We start from the raw sequence: 18,291 nt of genomic DNA, 5'->3' as shown, positions 1-18,291 counted from the left end.
GGTCGTCCCCGGGATCATCCAGAGGACACAGTCCGCGTTCACGTGACTCCCCGTCTTGCAAGGCCGATGTCCTCCATTGCACGGTCGATCGGAAGGCGGCATCGTCCTGATCCTGACCACGTACGAGTCCGACGACCAGGTCCTCGCCGCCATGGAGGCCGGCGCCACCGGCTACCTGCTCAAGGCCGCCCCCGAGTCCGAGATCCTCGCCGGCGTCCGGGCCACCGCACGGGGCAACAGCAACCCGGCGATCGGCCGCGCGCTGTTCCTCAGTGAGGCCACGGTGAAGACGCACCTCGGCCACGTCTTCGAGAAGCTCGGCGTGAACGACCGCACCCGCGCGGTGACCCGGGCGATGGAGCTCCAGCTCCTGCCGCGAGTCCCCGGTCCGCCCGTCACCGGAAGCGGGTGTACCGTCAGGTCGTCAGCATGCTGATCATCTGAGAGAAACCACCGGAATGAGCGCTCCCGCCGCAGCACCACCCACCACGCCGGACCGTCGTCGTTGGCTCGGCCTGGTCGTGATCAGCCTCGCCGTGGCGCTCATCATCGTCGACTCCACGATCGTCAACGTCGCGATCCCGAGCATCGTCGCCGACCTCGACATCGGCTCGACCCTGGTGCAGTGGGTGCAGGAGAGCTACACGCTCGTGTTCGCCGCCCTGCTGCTCGTCTTCGGGTCCGTGGCCGACCGGTTCGGCCGCCGACGCCTGCTCACCACCGGCGTCATCGTGTTCGCGGTGGCCTCGGTGCTCGCCGCGCTCTCGCCGACCGGTGAGCTCCTCGTCGTGTCCCGCGTGCTGCAGGGCATCGGCGGCGCGATGGTCCTCCCCACCACGCTCTCGATCCTCAACGCGACGTTCACCGGCCGGGAGCGTGGCATCGCCTTCGCCGTGTGGGGCTCGACGATCGGCGGTATGGTCGCGGTCGGCCCCCTGCTCGGCGGCTGGCTGACGACGGACTTCTCGTGGCGGTGGGCCTTCGGCATCAACGTCCCGATCGTCGCGGTCATCCTCGTCGGGCTCGCCGTCGCCGTACGGGAGTCGCGAGAAGCCCGGCACACCGGCCGCATCGACCTCGTCGGAGCGCTGCTGTCCGTGATCGCGAGTGCCGCCCTGGTGTTCGGGCTCATCGAGGGCCGCACCTACGGCTGGTGGACCCCGTCGTCGACGTCGCTCACCATCGGCTCGTGGTCGTGGGACGGCCCGATCTCCCCGATCCCCGTCGCGTTCGTCGTGGCCGTCCTCGCCGGAGTCGCCTTGGTGGTCCGTTCCCTGCGCCGGCAGCGGGCCGGACGCTCGACCCTGATCGCACTCGACCTGTTCCGCATCGGCTCGTTCCGGAACGGTTCCGTCGCAGCGCTCATCGTGTCGCTCGGCGAGTTCGGCATCATCCTGTCGCTGCCGCTCTGGCTGCAGAACGTGCTCGGGTACTCCGCCCTGCAGACCGGCTTCGTGCTGCTCGCACTGGCGATCGGGTCGTTCGTCGCGAGTGGGTTCGCCGCCACGGTCGGGCAACGCGTCGGAGCACTGCCGATCGTCCGGATGGGCATCGGCGCCGAGATCGTCGGGGTCGCCGCGATCGGGTTCGTCGTGACGTCGTCGACGCCGTGGTGGGCGATCGTGCCGTGCCTGTTCGTCTACGGGTTCGGCGTCGGGCTCGCGACGGCCCAGCTCACCGGTGTCGTACTGCAGGACGTCCCGGTCGAACGCAGCGGTGAGGCGTCCGGGGCCCAGAGCACCGCGCGCCAGATCGGCTCGGCGCTCGGCATCGCCGTCCTCGGCACCGTCCTGTTCACCTCGACCGGCAGCATCCTGGAGCACCGTCTGCAGGACGCGGGCACCCCGGCCGCCACCGCGACGAAGATCGCCGACGCCGTGGTGCAGTCCTCCGGCGGAGCCATCTCCGGCCTCGACGGGGCCACCCGTGCCGACGCCGCCGACGCGTTCTCCGACGGCACCCGCGCCGCCGCGTTCTCCGCCGCCGGCTTCCTGGTCATCGGCCTCGGCGCCACCCTGCGTCTCCGGGCTCCGCGACGCCCCGACGACGAGGACCAGGCGTGACCGGAGACCCCGTCCTGCAGCGCTCCTGACGGTTCTGGTTCACGATCCCCGAGGATCCGGAACCGTCACCGCGCGGACACGAACCCGCGTGCCCCGCGCCGTGGACGCGACCACCGACGAAACGGGAGGCACGGTGCCTGCCCGCACCGTGCCTCCCGTCCGCTCCGGCGCGCGCCCTGCCATCGCGACGCGCGCCCGCTCAGGCCCCCGCGTCCGCCTCCTGCGACCGGACGCGGAGTACCCGCGCTGTGGGGGTCGATCCGCCGTTCGTGACCTCGAGCGAGCCCGAAGTGGCGTCCCACGCCACGGACCACGACCCGAGTGCCGTCGGGAACAGCGGCTCGACGACCACCGTCTGCCCGGCGAACGCCGGCAGCGGCAACGACACCGACGCCGACGCACCGGGTAGCGACCACACCGACAGGTACAGGTCGCCCGAGGCGGTGTGCAGGCCGAGTGCGACCCACGGGTCTTCCCAGGCGGGCAGCCCGAGGGGCCAGACCGGCACGGACGCCTCGACGGCGTCGAGGACCTGCCGGTGCGCAGTGATGGCGTCACCGACCACCGCCCGCTGCGACGACGTCATCTCGTTGAGGTACCCGGACAGGTACATCCGCCCGAGCACCCCGTTGACGAGCGACAGCGTGAACAGCTCCGGGTCCATCGTCGGCGCCGGGTACGCCCAGTTCCCCGCCTGCTCGGGCAGCATCGCGGCGGGAGCGGCGGCGGCGATCGTGGCCGACAACACCGGGTCCTGCTGGTCCGACGTCGACTGCATGTGCAGGCGGGACAGCATGGCCCAGTCGGCGCGCATCGCTCCCGAGGCGCAGTTCTCGATGAGCAGTGCCGGGTACCGCTCCTGCACCGCGTCGAGCCAGTCGAGCAGCGCCCGCTGGTGGTCGAGAATCCCGGCGAACGGCCCCGTCATGGTGTTGTTGTCCATCTTGAAGAACGTCACCCCGAGCTCCCCGACGAGCCGGTCGACCACCGCGTCGAGGTGCGCGCGGGCCTCCGGCGAGCGCAGGTCGAGCAGGTGCCGCCCGTGCTCCGCGACCCGGACTCCGTGGTGCTCGACGAACGCGGACGGCGGCAGGGTCGAAGCCAGCGGCGAGTGGATGCCGATGACCTCGGGTTCGAGCCAGAGGCCGGCCTGCATGCCGCGCGCACGGATGTGGTCGATGACGGCCCCGAGCCCCGTCGGGAACCGCGATGCCGCTTCCTCCCACGCTCCGACGGTGTCCCACCAGTGCCCCTCGGCGTACCAGCCGGCGTCGATGCAGAACAGGTCCGCTCCGGCGTCGGCGGCCGCGTCGATGAGCGGCAGGAGCTTCTCGGTGGTCGGGTCGCCCATGAGCGTGTTCATGTAGTCGTTGAACACCAGGGGCAGGGCACGGTCGGCCTCCCGCACGTGCCGGAACGCCCGACGCTGCCGGGTGAGCACCCCGAAGGCGTCGTCGATCGACGCGGCGATGCCGACGGACACCGGCACCGAGGTGAACGGCTGCTCGGGCGTGACGACGGTGGTCCAGTGGTGTTCCTGGTCGGTGGGGCCGCTCACCAGCAGGTACGCGTGCCGCCGGGTCTCCCCGAGCTCGTACAGCCACGGCCCGTTGTGCTCGACCTGCCAGACGAGCGCGTACGGAAGCGACACAGCGTCCTCCGCCCGCAGCACCCCGATCGGCAGCGCTTCACCGGTCGACCACGAGCCGCGGTTCTGCAGGACGGCGCGGCTGCGGGGCGGGTGGTGCTGGGCCTCCCGGTCGATCGCCGCGAGCCCGATCGACCGCAGCGGATCGGTCCGCCAACGGCTCTCCGCTGCCCAGTCGTTGTGGGCGTGCACGAGGGCGAGCTCGTCGACGGTGGCGCCCGAGTCGGTCAGGAACGCCCCGGTCGCGAACGACGAGACGAAGTCGACGACGTGCTCACCGTGCTCGGCGGACACCTCGGTCCACGTCTGGAACGCGGGCACGCCGGCGCGCGCCCGGAACACCGACTCGGCCTGGAGGCCCGTGGCCGCGTCCGCCTGCACGATCCGGAACCACAGGTCGGTCCCGTCGTCGTGCACGTAGTGCGACACGGGGCGCAGTCGCGCCCCGATGGTGGAGTCCACGTGCCGGAACCCGCCCGGGAACCGCCCGTGCGCGATCGTCGTCAGCTCGACGAGCGGCTGCGGGTCGTCCGGCCCGTCGGCGAGCGCTCTGCCGGCCGACGCTCCGCCGGTCGGCACGAACGACACGAGCGCCGCGGGCTGGTCCGCACCGACCCGGAACCGTGCCGCGAACCCGTCGGTGACCCAGTCGACGAACGTCGGCCCGTTGCTCATCGCGCCCCGACCGGTGCGGCCTCGCTCGACACCCAGTCCCCGATCGTGTGGTCGTAGCAGGTGGTGTTGTCGATCTTCGTCCGGTCGAGCGGCGGCCCCGCGGTGATCCGGCGCTCGGTGCGCTCCGGGTCGGGGGCGGCCTCGGCGAGCAGCCGGGTGTAGTCGTGGTGCGGGTCGAGGATGACCGCGTCCGACGGACCCCGCTCGACGACCCGGCCGCGGTAGAGGACGAGGATCTCGTCGGAGAAGTGCCGCGCGGTCGCCAGGTCGTGCGTGATGTAGAGCACGGCGAGTTCGTCCTCGCGCTGCAGCCGGCCGAGCAGGTTGAGCACGCTCAGGCGGATCGAGACGTCGAGCATCGACACGGGTTCGTCGGCGATGAGCACCTGGGCGCCGGGGGCGAGTGCGCGGGCGATGGCGACGCGCTGCCGCTGCCCGCCGGAGAGCTCGTGCGGTCGCCGCGACGCAAAGTCCTCGTCGAGGTTCACCCGGCCGAGCAGTTCTCGTACCTTGTCGGCGGTCTCGTCGGCGCCGCGGGCCCGGTGGTGCAGCTGCAGCGGCCGGGCGATGTGGTGCTCGATCGAGTGGAACGGGTTGAGCGAGGCGAACGGGTCCTGGAACACCATCTGCACGTGCCGCCGGTACATGCTGCCCTCGACGGGGGTGCCGTCCTCGAGCCGCACGTCGATCGAGCCGCGCGTCCTGGTCTCGAGCTTGGCGAGCATCCGCGCGATGGTGGACTTGCCCGAGCCGGACTCCCCCACCAGCGCGACGGTCCGGCCGGGCAGCAGGTCGAACGACACGTCGTCGACGGCCCGCAGCGTGGTGCGCTTCAGGCCCTTGCGGGTGTGGAAGTCCTTGCCGAGGTGGCTGACGGTCACACTGGTCATCGGTCCGTCTCCTGTGCTGCCTGGACCACGACGGCCCGGGTGTCGGTCTCGGGTTCGGCGCCGTCCTCGACCCCGGTGCGGATGAACGCGCCGCGGGCTCCGGACAGGCTCGGGAACGACTGCAGCAGCTTCCGCGTGTACGGGTGCTGCGGGTCGTGCTGGATCACGCTGGCGCGGTCGCACTCGACGACCTCGCCGCGGAGCATGATCGCGATCCGGTCGCTGATCTCGAGCAGCAGCGGCAGGTCGTGGGTGATGAACACGACGGCGAACCCGAGCTCGTCGCGCAGTCGGACGATCTCGCGCAGGATCTCCCGCTGCACCACGACGTCGAGTGCGGTGGTCGGTTCGTCCATGATCATGATCTGCGGTTCGAGCAGCATCGCCATCGCGATCATCACGCGCTGCCGCATGCCGCCGGACAGTTCGTGCGGGTACGCGGTGATGCGGGACGGGTCGACGCCGACGCGGCGCAGGGCGTCCTCGGCGATGGCCCGACGTTCCTTGCGGGGCAGGCCCTTCCGGTGTTCGACCAGGGCGTCGTCGAGCTGGGCGCGGATCGTGGTGACCGGGTTGAGCGCGTTCATCGCCCCCTGGAACACCATCGACAGTTTCGACCACCGCACGGCCCGGAGCTGCTCGTGCGGCAGGCCGAGCAGGTCGACGTCGGTGCCGTCGCGGTCGTGGAACGTGATGCTGCCCGACGTGACCTTCGCCGGCGGCCGGTGCAGCCGGGTGATGGCGTACGCCAGGGTCGTCTTGCCGCAGCCCGACTCCCCCGCGAGCCCGAGGATCTCGCCGGGCGCCAGGGTGAGCGAGACGTCCTTGACGGCGTGCACGGGGTGCTCGGTCTCGTAGACCACGTCGAGGTGGTCGATGGTCAGCACGGCCGGCCGGCGGCCGTCGCCCGTGGCGTCGGAGGTGACCGGTCGTGCGGTGTCGGTGGCGCTCATCGGGCGACCCCCTTCGTGTCGTGACCGGCGGTGGCGACGCGGGCCGGGCCTCCCGAGCGGGCCGCACGCTTCGCACGACGGTCGCGCCGTCGCTGCGCACGCACGTTCGCGAGTCGCGGGTTGATGACCTCGTCGATCGAGAAGTTCACCAGGGACAGGCCCATGCCGAGCAGGGCGATGAGCAGGCCCGGCGGCACGAACCACCACCAGGCGCCGTTCGCCAGCGCGAAACCGTTCTGGGCGTAGAAGAGCATGGTGCCGAGCGTCGAGGAGTTCGACGCCCCGAGCCCGAGGAACGACAGCCCCGCCTCCCCGAGGATCGCGGCGATCACCGCGAACACGAACTGCGACGCGAGCACCGGCAGCAGGTTCGGCAGGATCTCGACGGCGATGACCCGCCAAGGCCGTTCGCCGGCGACCCGGGCGGCGGACACGTAGTCGCGGTTGCGGATCGACATCGTCTGCGCCCGCAGCACCCGGGCGGACCCCGCCCACGACGTGATCGCCAGGACGACCGCGATGGTCCACAGCCCGCGGGCCTCACGCGGCACCAGGCCGGAGATGACGATGACGAGCGGCAGGCCGGGGATGACGAGGAACACGTTCGAGAACAGCGAGAACGCCTCGTCCATGATCCCGCCCAGGTAGGCGCCGAGGATGCCGAAGAACGCGGACAGCACCGTGGCGAGGACGCCGACGATGAGCCCGATCTGCAGGCTGCCCCGGGTGGCGAAGGCGAGCTGCGCCAGGACGTCCTGACCGGTCTGGGTGGTGCCGAGGACGTTCGAGCCGCTCGGTCCCTGCAGCCCGGAGTCGCGGATGGTGGTGGGGTCGCCGACGAGCAGCGGCCCGATCACCCCGAACAGCGTGACGCCGGCGACGAGCGCGATGCCCGTGACGAGCCACGGGGTGAGGGTCGGGAGGAACCGACGGATGCCGCCCTTCGACGCGCGCCGGGTGGCGATCGACGTGGTGCTGTCGGCTTCCTCGGTCAGCGCGCCGATGGTGGGCTCGGTCTCCTGCTGGATGTTGGTCATGGTCGTCTCCTCCCCTAGCTTCGGGCCCGCGTGCGCGGGTCGATCAGTCCGTACAGCAGGTCGACGACGAGGTTCGCGCCGAGGACCGCCAGGGTGATGAACAGGAAGATGCCCTGCATGAGCGCGTAGTCGTTGTTCGTCACGGCGGACAGCAGCTTCGACCCGATGCCCGGGTACGAGAACACCTGCTCGGTGACGACGGACCCGGACACGATGAACCCGAGGGAGATCGCGAACCCGGCGACGGACGGCAGCACGGCGTTCCGGGCGGCGTAGTTCCGCAGGATCTTGCCGTCGGACAGGCCCTTCGCCTGCGCGGTGGTGATGTAGTCCTCGGACAGCGTCGACACCATCATGTTGCGCATGCCGAGCAGCCAGCCGCCGAGCGATGCGAGCACGATCGTCACCGCCGGCAGCACCCCGTACTGCACCGCCGAGACGATGAAGTCCCAGTTGAACCCGGGCGTCAGGATGACGTCGTAGCCGCCCTGCGCCGGGAACAGGTGGAGCCCGGTGGCGAAGAAGTACACCAGGATCAGCGCGAGCCAGAAGTACGGCACCGCGGCGAGCAGGGTGGTGGCCGGCACGAACGAGTCGAGCCAGGTGCCGGGCCGCCACCCGACGAAGGCCCCGAGGCCGACGCCGATGATCGCGGCCACGATGGTGGCGATCCCGACCAGGGCGATGGTCCACGGCAGCGAACTGCCGATCACCTCGGTGACGGGTGCCGGGAAGTAACTGACGGACACGCCGAGGTCACCGCGGAACACGTTGACCAGGTAGTGGCCGTACTGGGAGATGAGCGGCTCCGAGGAATCGCCACCGAGGAGCAGCTCGTACGCCTCCCGGGTCGCCGGGGTCACCTGGCCGCCGCGCTGCTGGAGCTTGGCGAGCAGGATGTCCACCGGGTTGCCGGGCAGGAGCCTGGGGATGATGAAGTTCAGCGTCAGGGCCGCCCACAGTGCGACGACGTAGAAACCGATCTTGCGCAGGAAGTAGATCATCGTCGAGTGCCCCTCGGTCGCGATCCCATCGGTGTCAGCCCTTCGCCGGCTTGAGCGCCTTGAAGATCTCGGCGTTGTCCGGGCTCGCCCAGACCGCCGGGAACGCGTACAGGTCGTCCTTCGTCGGCCAGCCGGTGAACTTCGCCGCGTGGAACTCGCTCGTCGTGCCGCCGGTCATCACGGGGATGTAGGGCAGGTCCTCGACGATGTGCTCCTGGATCGTGTCGAGCTCGGGCTGGGTCGCCGCGGTGTCCTCGGGGTTGATCGTGGCGAGCTTCGCGATGGCCTTGTCCACGTCGGGGTTGCTGTACCGCGAGATGTTCATCGGGGCCGCTTCACCGACCTTCGCGGTGTTGGCCGTCGTGAAGTAGTTGTTGTACAGGTAGTACGGGTTCGCCGTCGGGCCCTGGCCGAGCGAGTCGATCGCGAGCTCGAAGTTGCCCTTGGTCTTCTTGTCGGTCCACTCGTTCCACGACGACTGCTGCGCCTTGAGCTCGATACCCGCGGCCTTGAGCTGCTGCGTCATCGTGTCGATCGCGGTGATGTAGTCGGTCCACCCGGTGACGACCTCGACCGTCAGGGACAGCTTCTTGCCGTCCTTGGCGTAGATGCCGTCGGAGCCCTTCTCCCACCCGGCGTCCTCAAGGGTCGAGGCGGCCGCGTCGGTGTCGGCGGTCTCCGGCATCACGGCCGGCTCGATGTCCTTCGAGATGGTGTCCTTCTGCGTCGTGGTGAGCGCGAAGGTCGGCGAGATCTCGCTCGCGGTGTTCTCGAACGCCAGCGAGTTGAGCTGCTTGCGGTTGATGGCGTCGGCGATCGCGTGGCGGACGGCCGGGTCGGTCTGCGGGCCGGCGCAGCCCAGGTCGGTGTTCGCGCAGGTCAGCAGCGCCATCTGGTTCTGGCCGACGGTGATGCCGTCGTAGCCGTTGTAGTTGGCGGGGATGTCGTCCATGTTCGGCACCGGGCCGGTCTGCCAGTCGATCGACCCCTGCTTCAGTGCGTCGGCGCCGGCGGTGTTGCCGGAGAGCGACAGGTAGCGGATGGTCTTCACGGCCGGGGCGCCGTCCCAGTACTTCTTGTTCGCCTCGAGGGTGAACGCCTGCGCCTTGAAGGTGCCGAGCGTGTACGGGCCGGTGCCGACGGGCTCGCGCACGACGTCGGTGGTCGGGTCGATGTCCTTCCACAGGTGCTCGGGCACGATCCAGGTCTTGCCGAGCAGGTTCGGGCCGAGCACGAACGACGGCTTGTCGAACGAGACGACGACCTTGTCGTCACCCTCGGCCTTCGCGGTGCCGTCGTAGCCGATTGAGTTCAGGGCCTTCTGCTTCTTGAGCATGTCGAGCGTGAACACGACGTCCTTCGAGGTGAAGGGTTCGCCGTCGCTCCAGGTGGCCCCGTCGCGCAGCGTGATGGTGAGCTGCGTGCCGTCGTCGTTCCACTCGTAGGACTTGCCGAGCAGCGGCTTCGGGTCCTTCGTGTTGACGTTGGTGATGAAGAAGAGCGACTCGTAGATCGTGCCGACGCCGCCGATGTTGGACGGCGACCACGGGTTGAAGTTGATCTGGTAGTCGCCGGACTGGCCGGTGTACGCCACCAGGGTCGAGGCAGCGGCGTCGTTCGTGCTGGCGGTGCCGCTGGAGCTGCAGCCGCTGAGCGCGAGGCCGGCTGCGAGGAGAACGGCGCCGCCGATGGCGAGCCGTGAACGGGTTGGGTTGAACATCGTTGTCCTCTCGGTCTGCGTCGTCGCAGGGTCCACGTTGTGAGCGTGATTGTTACACGCGTAAACTAAGGCGGTCAAGGGGTCGGGTCACGGCCCCGTAACGATGAGGAGACGCAATGGAGCGGACCACCCTGGACGGCACGTGGACCCTCGAGGCGGTGACCGGGCCCGAGCAGTCGGCGGAGCACCGCGAACCGGTCGACGCGCAGGTCCCTGGCTGCGTGCACACCGACCTGCTGCGGGCCGGCCGGATCCCCGACCCGTTCGACGGCGACGGTGAGGCCGCTACCCAGTGGATCGGCGACACCGTCTGGCGCTACCGCCGCACGTTCGAGTGGACCGCGCCGGACGAGACCCGCCACGACCTCGTCGCCGAGGGCCTCGACACCCTCGCCACGATCGAGCTCAACGGCATCGTCGTCGCGACCACCGCCAACCAGCACCGCTCGTACCGGTTCCCCGTCGGGCACCTGCTCCGACCGGGCACGAACGAGCTCGTCGTCACGTTCGACGCGCCCGTCCCCGCAGCCGAGCGTCTGTCCGCACTGCACGGCGGCGAGCTGCCCCACGTCAACCACCACCCCTACAACGCGCTCCGCAAGAACGCGTCGAACTTCGGGTGGGACTGGGGCGTCGACGTCGCCACGAGCGGCGTCTGGAAGTCGGTCGGCATCGAGTCCTGGAGCGGCGTCCGCATCGCGGCCGTCCGCCCGCTCGTCGACCTCGACGGCACCACCGGGGTGCTGACGGCCCACGTCGACGTCGAGCACGCCGGTTCCACCGGCTCCTTCTCGCAGGCGATCGGCAGCGCGCCCGTCGCGTCCGCGGACGGTTCCGCGGGCAGCGGCCTGGAGGCCCGGATCACCCTGGCCCCGCACACCGCGTCCGCAGGGCACCCGGGTTCCGACACCGCCGGCCGGGTGGTCGGCGCGCGCCCCGTCGTCGACGGCGCGGCGACCGTCCGCCTCGAGGTCCCCGACGTCGCCGTCTGGTGGCCCCGCGGCGAGGGCGACCAGCCGCTGTACGACGTCCGGGTCGAGGTCGGTGACGACGTGTGGACCGGCCGCGTGGGCTTCCGCACGGTCACGCTCGACACCGCTGCCGATGCCGGCGGCGCGCCGTTCCTGCTCCGCGTCAACGGCCGTCCGGTCATGGTGCGCGGGGCGAACTGGATCCCCGACCACGCCTACCTGACCGAGATGACGCCCGAGCGGTACGCGGACCGGATCCAGGACGCGATCGACGCGAACATGAACCTGCTCCGCATCTGGGGCGGCGGGATCTACGAGTCCGACGACCTGTACGACCGGTGCGACGAGCTCGGCGTCCTGGTGTGGCAGGACTTCCTGTTCGCCTGTGCCGCCTACGCCGAGGAGCCCTGGCTCGCCGACGAGGTCGAGCCCGAGGTCCGCGAGGCCGTCACCCGCCTCAGCCCGCACCCCTCGCTCGTGGTGTGGAACGGCAACAACGAGAACCTCGTCGCCTACGCCGAGTGGGGCTGGCGGCCGTCGCTCGTCGGCCGGACCTGGGGCAACGGCTACTACCGTTCCCTGCTGCCGTCGGTCGTCGCCGAGCTGGACCCGACCCGGCCGTACACGCCGGGCAGCCCGTTCTCGTTCGACGAGTACCTGACGCCGAACGACCAGCGGAACGGCAGCGTGCACATCTGGGACGTCTGGAACCGGCTCGACTACCGCGCCTACGCCGACTGGGAGCCGCGGTTCGTCGCCGAGTTCGGGTTCCAGGGCCCGCCGGCGTGGTCGACCCTGACCGCGGTGGTGCACGACGAGCCCCTCGACCCGGACGGCCACGAGATGCTCGTGCACCAGAAGGCCGACCAGGGCAACCGGAAGCTCGCCGACGGCATGCGCGGGCACCTGCCCGAGCCGAAGACCATCGAGGACTGGCACTTCGCCGCGCAGCTCAACCAGGCGCACGCGATCCGCTTCGGCATGGAGTGGTTCCGCTCCCGCACGCCCGACAACACCGGCATGGTCGTCTGGCAGCTCAACGACGACTGGCCCGTGGTGTCCTGGGCCCTCGTCGACCACGCCGGCATCCGGAAGCCCGTCTGGTACGCCGTCCGGCAGGCCTACCAGCCCGTGCTGCTCACCGTGCAGCCGTCGTCCGGTGGCCAGGGCGGTCTCGACGTCGTCCTCGTCAACGCGTCAGGGGCGTCGGTCGCCGAGGAGGTCGCGGTCTCCCGCGTCGCCTTCGACGGCACCGTGCTCGAGTCGTCGTCGTTCACGCTCGCGGCCGATCCTGCCGATGCCGCCCGGGTGCAGCTGCCGTCGTCGCTCGCGGTACCGGGCGACCCCGGTTCCGAGGTCCTCGTCGTCACGGGAGCCGGCACCCGCACGGTGCACGACTTCGCCGAGGTCGTCGACCAGGCGCTCGAGCCCTCACCCCTGTCGACGGTCGTGTCGGCGACGGACGACGGCGCGACGGTCACCGTGACGGCGACGGCGTACGCGCGCGACGTCTCGCTGTTCCCCGACCGCGTGGATGCGGCCGCCCGCGTCGACGACGGGTTGGTGTCCCTGCTCCCCGGCGAGTCGGTGACCTTCACGGTGACGGGAGCGCCGGGCATCGCTGCACAGGAGCTCGACCACCGGCTCGTCCTCCGCCACGCGGGTTCGCTCCTGCCCTGACCGGGGCGTCGCGCTGACGGTTCCGGTTCACGATCCCCCGGGTTCGCGAACCGGAACCGTCGGTCGAACGTGCTCAGTCGAGGGCGCGGAGCTCCAGCACGATCGCGGTCGCGGGGGCGAGCAGCGGGAGCCGTGCGCCGACGTCCTCGAACACGGCGCCGGTCAGTTCCAGGTGCCCGCGCACGAGCCACTCCGGCGGCACCATGTCGAGCCCGTGCGGCACGGCGAGCCCGGCCACCGGGGCGAGCCGGTAGCGCCGCGACCGGTCGAGTCCGCGCACCCGGAGCGGCACCGGCAACGACCTCGGCCCGGTCTCCGTCCGCGCCACCCGCACCAGCGCCCGCGAACGGTCGGTGGCCACGACCGACGTCGCCACCGTTCCCGGGTCCCCGAGGTCCAGGTGCCGCAGCCGCCCGGAGTGCAGCAGCCCGCGCTCCCGTCGGTACAGCGCCGTCCAGGCCCGGAGGCGGTCGAGCTCCTCGGGCGACAGCTTCGTGATGTCGGTCTCGATGCCGGCCGACCCGAACAGCGACACCGCCATCCGGAAGTCCAGGTCGAGGTGCCGGCCGGTGGTGTGCGAGATCTCCGGCCCGACGTGCGAGCCGATCAGCTCGAGCGGGAGCAGCGCCTCGGTCCAGCGCTGGATCGGCAGTCGCTCGAAGGCGTCGTTCGAGTCCGACGGCCACACCCGGTCGGTCCGCTCGAGCACGCCGAGGTCGATCCGGGCACCGCCGCTCGCGCACGCCTCGATCTCGAGCCACGGGTGCCGCGCACGCAGCTCGTCCATCAGCGCGTACACGCCGCGGGTGTGCGCGTCGATGCCGGCGCGACCCGCGTGCACCGCGTGCACGATGTCCCGGTTCTGGTCCCACTTCACGAAGTCGACGTGGTGCGCACCGATCACGCGGGACATGCTCTCGAGCACGTGGTGCCGGGCCAGTGGGTTCGCCATGTCGAGCACGTACTGGTTCCGCCACGTGCGGACGTCGTCCTCGGGGCGCTGCAGCATCCACTCGGGGTGGGCCTCCGCCAGCTCGGACACCGGGCTGACCATCTCGGGCTCGAACCACAGGCCGAACTCCATGCCGAGCGCACGCACCCGGTCGACGAGCGGTGCCAGCCCGTCCGGCCACACCGTCGGGTCGACGCGCCAGTCCCCGAGCGAGGTCGAGTCCGACCGCCGGCCGAGGAACCACCCGTCGTCGAGCACGAACCGCTCGACGCCGATGTCCGCCGCCGTCTCCGCCAGTGCCACCAAGGGATCGAGCTCCTGCCGGTAGTAGACGGCCTCCCACGTGTTCAGCACCACGGGCCGGGGTCGTCGCGGGTGCCCCGGACGGCTGCGCAACGAGTCGTGCAGGCGGTCGGACAGCCCGTCGATCCCGGTGTCGCTCCACACGAACACGGCGTCGGGGGCGGTGAACGACTCCCCCTCGCCGAGCACGACCTCGCCGGCGCGCAGCAGTTCCCCGGCACCGAGCAGCGGTCGCGCCTCGGCGAGCTGGTCGTACCGGTACACGGAGTCGGCGCTCCAGGCCAGGTGCACCGCCCACAGCTCGCCCTCGGCATCCGAGAACCCGGGCGTCCCGAGCACGAGCAACGTCGGCGAGTCGTGTCCGGTCCGCCCGCGACGGCTCTCGCGCGCGTGGCTCCCGGCGGTCGCTGCCCGGCGCTGCGGGGTGCGCTCACGGGTCCACCGTCCGCCCAGGTCGAGCACCTCGGTGATCCGCTCCCCCACCGGCAGCGTCGCCTCGAGCGCCTGCACGTGCACGGGTTCGGCGTGCGTGTTCGTCACCGTGTGCCGCACCCGCAGCACCCCGGCGGTGTCGAGCGCGAACTCGCTCCGGAGCGCCACCGAGTCCGACTCGGCGGTCACGACGATCCGCTGTTCGTCCGCGACGGAGACGACAGCCGTGGCGACGTCACGCCACCGCGGCACGAGCGGCAGTCCGTCCACGTGGCCCGCGATCCCTGGTCGCCCCTCCCACCCGTCGCGCTCGGTCGGCAGCACCGTGAGGGGCCACCGCGCGTCGAGCGCACTCGGTCCGAGCGGCCGGCCGAGTGCGAGCAGCAGGTCGGCCGTGTCGTCCGGCGCGACGGGCCCGACGTCCCGACCCCAGTGCAGCACCTCGGGCAGCCCGTCCGCCGCGGAGGCCAGCACCAGCGACACCCCGGCTGATCGCAGCACCTGCACCCGTCGATCGCCTGCACCGACGGCTGTCGACTCGCGCTCCACGACGGTCACGAGACCCGCTCCTCGCGCAGCACGCGGACGCGTCCGGCCGGCACGACGGTGTCCGGCCCGTGGCCGGACCCGTCGAGCAGGTCCGTCCCGGACGCGACGACCGTGACGTCGCCAGCACGGTGGTTGACGAGGAACAGGAAGGCGGAACCGTCGTCGCCGACGCGACGCACCGCCTCCAGGCCGGGAGGCCCGGTGACCGTCCGCAGGATCCCCCGCTCCGCGATCACCCCGTCCACGAGCCGTTGGATGCTGTCGTCCGCGAGCATCGCGGACACGTACCAGGCGCCGCCGCCGACGGCGCGGCGCGTGACGGCGGGCCGGCCCGCGAGCGGGCCGTCGGTGTACCGGAGCACGGACTCGGCGTCCTCGAGCACGACCGCTTCGGCCCAGTCGGTGACGACCTCGCCGTCGTCGAGGGTCCAGCGTTCGTCGCGCTGCAGCGGGGTGAACTCCTCGCTCCAGGCGCCGAGCACCTGGCGGAACGCTCCCGGGTAGCCCCCGGTGCGGATGCGCGCGGTCTCGTCGGCGACGCCGGACAGGTACGTGACGACCAGGGTGGCGCCGCGGTCCACCACGGCGGACAACCGCGCGGCGGTCGCGTCGTCGACGATGAGCATCGTCGGCACGACGACCACGTCGTAGCCGTCCAGGTCGGCGTCCGCGGGGACCACGTCCGTCAGCACCTGCCGGTCGTGGAACGCGCGGTGCCAGGCGCGGAGCTCCCGACCGTAGCGCAGGCCCCGGTGCGGCTTGAGCCCCGACTGCACGGCCCACCCGGAAGCCTCGTCCACGACGATCGCGACCCGGGCCGGCTCGACTCGGGTGCCCTGCACGGGTGCGAGGTCCTGCAGCGCCCGGCCGAGGGCGAGCACCTCGCGCCAGATGCGTGTGCGGGTGCCGGCGTGCGGGAGCATCGCCGAGTGGAACTGCTCCGCGCCCGCGGTCGAGGCCCGCCACTGGAAGAACAGCGCTCCGTCGGACCCGTGCGCGACGTGCGCCACGGCGTTCCGGACGAGCTCCGCGGGTTCCTTGGCGCGGTTGCGCTGCTGCCAGCTCGGGCCGCCCGTCGAGTGCTCCATCAGCAGCCAGGGACGGCGGTCCGCCGACATCCCGCGCATCCGGTCACCGGCCAGCGCGAGGTCCTGCTCGCGGCGGGCGTCGTCGACGAGCGTGTAGTGGTCGTTCGCGACGATCGCCACGTGCTTGGCCCACCCGGCGTAGTCGACGACCTGCGACCCGGCACCCACCATGAAGTTCGTCGTGACCGGCACGTCCGAGTGCTGCTCGATGACGGCTTTCTCAGCGTCGTACTGGCGGAGCAGCGCGTCGGACGAGTACCGCTCGAAGTCCAGCGCGAGCCCGGGGTTCGGCGCTCCGCCCACACCGCGCGGCGGCGAGACCTCGTCGAACGAGGTGTAGGTGTGCCCCCAGAAGGCCGTGCCCCACGCGTCGTTCGCGGCCTCGACGTCGCCGTACTCCGCGACGAGCCAGTGCCGGAAGTCCGCTGCCGACTCCTCGCAGTAGCACCGGCCGTTGCCGCCGCCGAGCTCGTTGCTCACGTGCCAGAGCCGCACCGCCGGGTGCCGGCCGTACCGCTCGGCCAGCGCGCCGACCATGCGGAGCGCGTGTTCCCGGAACAGCTCGGAGGCCGGGCACCACCCGAGTCGCCCGCCCGGTCGTTCCCGCCGCTCCGTGGCGTCCACGGGGAGGATCTCCGGGTGTGCGGTCAGCAGCCAGTTCGGTGGTGCAGCGGTCGGCGTCGCGAGGTCCACCGCGATGCCGTGCTCGTGCAGCAGCGCGAGCACGTCGTCGAGCCACTCCCACGTGAAGTCCCCCGGCGACCGCTCGAGCAGTGCCCACGAGAACACCCCGACGGTGACCAGGTTCACCCCGGCCTCACGCATCAGTCGGACGTCCTCGAGCCAGGTCTCCCGGGGCCACTGCTCGGGGCTGTAGTCGCCGCCGAACGACAGGCCGTCGGTCGGCCACGGGACGGTGGGGGCAGCGGTCACGGCATCTCCTTCGATGGTGTGGACCGCTCAAGCCTCCCGTCTGCGTCCGCGTTTGTCAACGTGCGTAACTAACGCGGCGACACCTCTACCGGTTCCCTCGGCCGATCACTCCCCCAGCAGCCGACGGATGGCGAGGACCGCCCCGGCGCGTGCCCACTCCGAGAACTCGAACGGCTGTACCTCCACCGTGACCGGCTCGGTGTACGGCGCCAGGGCGGCCCGCATCGACTCGTCGACGGTCGCCCGCGCCAGGTCGTACACGGGCAGCCCGTCGCCCGTCAGCACGATCGCTGCGGGGTCGGCGATGTGCACCGCGGTGGCGAGCAGGACCCCGAGAGCACGGCCGGCATCCTCGAACGCAGCGAGGGCTGCCTCGTCGCCGTCCCGGGCGAGCTCGACCACCTGGTCGTAGGTCTTCCCCTCGTGGCCGGCGTTCCGCACGATGACCGGGCTGGGCAGGTAGCTCGAGGCACACCCGGCGTGACCGAGGCCGCAGTCCGGGCCTCCCCCGAGGACCGGCAGGTGCCCGATGCGCCCCAGTCGCCCGTGCTCCCCGGTGGAGACCTGACCGTTCGCGATGAGCCCGAGGCCCAGGCCCTCACCGACCGTCACGAGCACCATGGACCCGCGGCCGGCACCCGCACCGAACCAGTGCTCCTTCGCCGTGAGCGCGTGGACGTCGTTCGCGGTGAACGTGGCGATCCCCGTCCGCTCCTCGAGCATCCGGGCGAACGGCACCTCGTGCCACCCGAGGAACACCGACGCCGCGACGACGGACTCCCCCGCGCGGACCATGACGTCGCCGGGCAGGGAGACGCCGATCGCGCAGATGGCCGGGTGCGCAGCACGGAGTCGGCCGAGCACCGCCGTGATCTGCTCCGCGAGCGACTCGGCGGCGGTGTCGTCGATGCCTTCTTCGTGCAGGGCGAGGACCCGCCCACCCAGGTCCGTGACCGCGGCGTACAGGCGGTCCTTCGTGAGCTTGATGCCGAGGAACTCCCACTGCCCGCTGCTCACCTGCAGGAGCTCCGACGGCCGGCCGGTGGCGCCGCGCACATCAGTGCCGACCTCGACCACCAGCCGCTGTGACACGAGGATGCGCATCGCCCGCGTGAGGCTCGCCCGTGAGAGCCCGAGTGACCGAGCGATCTCGGCACGGGAGAGCACCCCGTGGATGAGGATCTCCCGCAGCGCCAGTCGGGAGCCGTCGGGCAGGGCCGGCCAGGCTTCGGTCATCGTTCCTCCGTCGTCGGCTGATCCTACGGCCTGACCGGGCCCCGTCGACAAGGACCCAGAACGGGCCGTGAACGCAGAAAACCCCTGACCATGAATGGTCAGGGGTTCCCTGGTTCTTCTACGTTAAGTCCGGCGGCGTCCTACTCTCCCACAAGGT

Annotated in this window: 11 protein-coding genes and 1 pseudogene; 3 read left to right on the top strand and 9 right to left on the bottom strand. The window is 71.3% G+C overall.

The window, feature by feature from the left end; all coding sequences use genetic code 11:
* Positions 1-103: 103 nt before the first annotated feature.
* Together BR70_RS19615 and BR70_RS0104915 are read left to right on the top strand one after the other, a co-directional pair.
* Positions 104-436 (top strand): annotated as a pseudogene (locus tag BR70_RS19615) (response regulator transcription factor); the annotation flags it as partial.
* Between the two features lie 22 nt (positions 437-458).
* A complete protein-coding gene (locus BR70_RS0104915) occupies positions 459-2,063 on the top strand; it encodes a DHA2 family efflux MFS transporter permease subunit (protein WP_051596656.1) in 1,605 nt (534 codons plus the stop codon).
* Between the two features lie 199 nt (positions 2,064-2,262).
* Here the strand turns inward: BR70_RS0104915 and BR70_RS19610 are convergent, their stop codons facing one another.
* Genes BR70_RS19610 through BR70_RS0104885 form a run of 6 tightly spaced genes read right to left on the bottom strand, consistent with a single transcriptional unit; the run spans position 2,263 to position 9,990 of the window.
* Positions 2,263-4,386 (bottom strand): glycoside hydrolase family 36 protein, encoded by a 2,124-nt coding sequence (locus tag BR70_RS19610; RefSeq protein WP_051596655.1) that lies wholly within the window; start codon positions 4,384-4,386, stop codon positions 2,263-2,265.
* Entirely contained in the window at positions 4,383-5,276 is an 894-nt protein-coding gene (locus BR70_RS0104905) for an ABC transporter ATP-binding protein (RefSeq protein ID WP_027465156.1), read from the bottom strand. The genes BR70_RS19610 and BR70_RS0104905 overlap by 4 nt, the downstream gene beginning before the upstream one ends.
* The gene (locus tag BR70_RS19605) at positions 5,273-6,229 is read right to left on the bottom strand and encodes an ABC transporter ATP-binding protein (RefSeq protein ID WP_051596654.1); all 957 of its coding nucleotides are present in this window, start codon (positions 6,227-6,229) and stop codon (positions 5,273-5,275) included. Before BR70_RS19605 ends, BR70_RS0104905 begins: the two co-directional genes overlap by 4 nt.
* Positions 6,226-7,266 (bottom strand): ABC transporter permease, encoded by a 1,041-nt coding sequence (locus tag BR70_RS19600; protein ID WP_051596653.1) that lies wholly within the window; start codon positions 7,264-7,266, stop codon positions 6,226-6,228. The genes BR70_RS19605 and BR70_RS19600 overlap by 4 nt, the downstream gene beginning before the upstream one ends.
* A 14-nt stretch (positions 7,267-7,280) precedes the next feature.
* Positions 7,281-8,270 carry an ABC transporter permease gene (locus tag BR70_RS0104890; RefSeq protein WP_027465155.1) on the bottom strand — a complete coding sequence of 330 codons (990 nt, stop codon included), beginning with the start codon at positions 8,268-8,270 and terminating at the stop codon, positions 7,281-7,283.
* 34 nt (positions 8,271-8,304) lie between these two features.
* Complete coding sequence (locus tag BR70_RS0104885) at positions 8,305-9,990, bottom strand: ABC transporter substrate-binding protein (RefSeq protein ID WP_051596652.1); 1,686 nt, start codon at positions 9,988-9,990, stop codon at positions 8,305-8,307.
* 116 nt (positions 9,991-10,106) lie between these two features.
* Here BR70_RS0104885 and BR70_RS0104880 point away from each other — a divergent pair, with 116 nt between their 5' ends.
* Positions 10,107-12,641, top strand: coding sequence for a beta-mannosidase (locus BR70_RS0104880; protein WP_027465153.1), 2,535 nt, complete (start codon positions 10,107-10,109; stop codon positions 12,639-12,641).
* 73 nt (positions 12,642-12,714) lie between these two features.
* Here BR70_RS0104880 and BR70_RS0104875 read toward each other — a convergent pair whose 3' ends face one another.
* From BR70_RS0104875 to BR70_RS0104865, 3 genes are all read right to left on the bottom strand, one after another.
* Positions 12,715-14,886, bottom strand: coding sequence for an alpha-galactosidase (locus BR70_RS0104875; protein WP_231495647.1), 2,172 nt, complete (start codon positions 14,884-14,886; stop codon positions 12,715-12,717).
* Complete coding sequence (locus tag BR70_RS0104870) at positions 14,883-16,898, bottom strand: beta-galactosidase (protein ID WP_027465151.1); 2,016 nt, start codon at positions 16,896-16,898, stop codon at positions 14,883-14,885. Before BR70_RS0104870 ends, BR70_RS0104875 begins: the two co-directional genes overlap by 4 nt.
* Before the next feature lie 105 nt (positions 16,899-17,003).
* Positions 17,004-18,134: an ROK family transcriptional regulator gene (locus BR70_RS0104865; RefSeq protein ID WP_051596651.1), complete on the bottom strand. Its 1,131-nt coding sequence runs from the start codon at positions 18,132-18,134 to the stop codon at positions 17,004-17,006.
* Positions 18,135-18,291: the final 157 nt, after the last annotated feature.

The sequence above is a fragment of the Curtobacterium sp. UNCCL17 genome, from assembly GCF_000686685.1.
Taxonomy (GTDB): domain Bacteria; phylum Actinomycetota; class Actinomycetes; order Actinomycetales; family Microbacteriaceae; genus Curtobacterium; species Curtobacterium flaccumfaciens.
The sequence above is the reverse complement of the archived record's forward strand: the minus strand, read 5'-3'. Positions and strand labels throughout refer to the sequence as shown.

What these genes read in the sequence shown, in the direction of transcription:
- BR70_RS0104915 (WP_051596656.1), top strand. Translation starts at nt 459, where the DNA reads ATGAGCGCTCCCGCCGCAGCACCACCCACCACGCCGGACCGTCGTCGT.
- BR70_RS19610 (WP_051596655.1), bottom strand. Translation starts at nt 4,386, where the DNA reads ATGAGCAACGGGCCGACGTTCGTCGACTGGGTCACCGACGGGTTCGCG.
- BR70_RS0104905 (WP_027465156.1), bottom strand. Translation starts at nt 5,276, where the DNA reads ATGACCAGTGTGACCGTCAGCCACCTCGGCAAGGACTTCCACACCCGC.
- BR70_RS19605 (WP_051596654.1), bottom strand. Translation starts at nt 6,229, where the DNA reads ATGAGCGCCACCGACACCGCACGACCGGTCACCTCCGACGCCACGGGC.
- BR70_RS19600 (WP_051596653.1), bottom strand. Translation starts at nt 7,266, where the DNA reads ATGACCAACATCCAGCAGGAGACCGAGCCCACCATCGGCGCGCTGACC.
- BR70_RS0104890 (WP_027465155.1), bottom strand. Translation starts at nt 8,270, where the DNA reads ATGATCTACTTCCTGCGCAAGATCGGTTTCTACGTCGTCGCACTGTGG.
- BR70_RS0104885 (WP_051596652.1), bottom strand. Translation starts at nt 9,990, where the DNA reads ATGTTCAACCCAACCCGTTCACGGCTCGCCATCGGCGGCGCCGTTCTC.
- BR70_RS0104880 (WP_027465153.1), top strand. Translation starts at nt 10,107, where the DNA reads ATGGAGCGGACCACCCTGGACGGCACGTGGACCCTCGAGGCGGTGACC.
- BR70_RS0104865 (WP_051596651.1), bottom strand. Translation starts at nt 18,134, where the DNA reads ATGACCGAAGCCTGGCCGGCCCTGCCCGACGGCTCCCGACTGGCGCTG.